The organism is Enorma timonensis (assembly GCF_000321165.1).
In the GTDB taxonomy this organism is placed as follows: domain Bacteria; phylum Actinomycetota; class Coriobacteriia; order Coriobacteriales; family Coriobacteriaceae; genus Enorma.
This window is the reverse complement of record NZ_CAPF01000109.1, coordinates 1-1,289: the sequence shown is the minus strand read 5'-3', so window position 1 is coordinate 1,289 and position 1,289 is coordinate 1. Positions and strand designations below refer to the sequence as shown.

The 1,289-nt window shown below is 73.4% G+C and carries 1 protein-coding gene; it reads right to left on the bottom strand.

Annotated elements, in window-relative coordinates; genetic code table 11:
* Window positions 1-28: 28 nt before the first annotated feature.
* Window positions 29-1,204, bottom strand: a complete 1,176-nt coding sequence (locus tag BN423_RS10445; protein ID WP_232385583.1) for an IS3 family transposase — start codon at window positions 1,202-1,204, stop codon at window positions 29-31.
* Window positions 1,205-1,289: the final 85 nt, after the last annotated feature.

The window sequence follows — 1,289 nt, the reverse complement described above, 5'->3', positions numbered from 1 at the left end:
GGGGGTGCGGACGATTTCTTGGACCGGCCTAGGCGGCCGTCCCGAGGCGCGCCCTGCGCCCCGCTATCGTATCGTACACGGTCCCGCCGCCCTCGGCGAACGCCTTGAGCCTGCCCTCCCGGTACCAGCGGATGTACCCGGAGAGCTCCCCGATGAACGCCTCCGCCGTCCAGCCGCCCCAGTCGCGGCCGCGGAAGAACTCGACCTTGAGCCTCCCGAAGAAGCCCTCCATCGCCGCGTTGTCGGGCGAGTGCCCCCTCCGCGACAGGGACCGGGTGACGCCGAGCCTGCCGCACTCGGCGACCCAGTCCGGCGTCCGGTAGTGCCAGCCGCGGTCCGAGTGCAGCAGGAAGCCGCCGCCGACGGCCGCGGCGGCCCCGGCCAGCATCTCCGCGACGAGCGCCTTCGAGGGGCTCGTGCCCGCCGAGAAGGCCACGACGTCGCCGTCGAAGAGGTCGACGCAGGGCGACAGGTACACCCTCCTCGGGTCGTCCGGGAGCCTGAACTCGGTGATGTCGGTGACGAGCCGCTCGCCGGGCCGGGCGGCCGAGAAGTCGTGGAGGTCCCGGGCGGGGTCGGAGAGCAGCAGGTTCGGGGCCCCCGCCATGCCCTCCTCGCCGGCGTACGAGCTGTAGCGCCGGCGGCGCGGCCGGGCCGCCTCGAGCCCCTCCTCGCGCATGACCCTCCGCACGCGCTTCTCCGAGGCGCGGACGCCCCGGGCGCGCAGCTCGGCGTGCACGCGCCGGTAGCCGTAGGCCCCCCGCCCCGCCGCGAACGCCTCCCCGACGAGGGGGCGGAGCGCCGCGTCGCGGTCGCGCCCGAGCCGCGCCCGGTGGTACTCATAGGAGCTCTTCGAGATCCTCAAGAAAGCGGTGATCTCGCGGAGGGGCAGGCCGGTCTCCGCGCGCAATCTCTCGCCCAGCTCGCACTTTCTCCTGTTCGACATCGAACCCGGGTGCGAGCCTCCCCCTTTTAGGTCGTCCAACACCGCCCTGAGCAGCATGTTCTCGGTCATGGCGGCCTCGTAGGCGGCCCTCTCCCCGGCGTTCACGGCGGGCACCTCCCTGATCGTCTCCCTGTAGACGATTCTACCCGCCCGGCGCTCGTGCGGGACGCGGCCCGCGGCCCACCTCGACACCGTCTGCCCCGAGACCCCGACCAGCGCGCCGGCCTCCGCCCGCGTCCACCCCTCCTCGAGCGCCATCAGCGCAAGCTCGACGTCGTCCCTGTCGTGCATGCGGACCCCCGTCCCGACGCCTCCCGGCGTCCAACTTTTTGTCCGCACCCCC

Coding starts and splice junctions, on each gene's coding strand:
- BN423_RS10445 (WP_232385583.1), bottom strand. CDS start 1,204: ATGGCGCTCGAGGAGGGGTGGACGCGGGCGGAGGCCGGCGCGCTGGTC.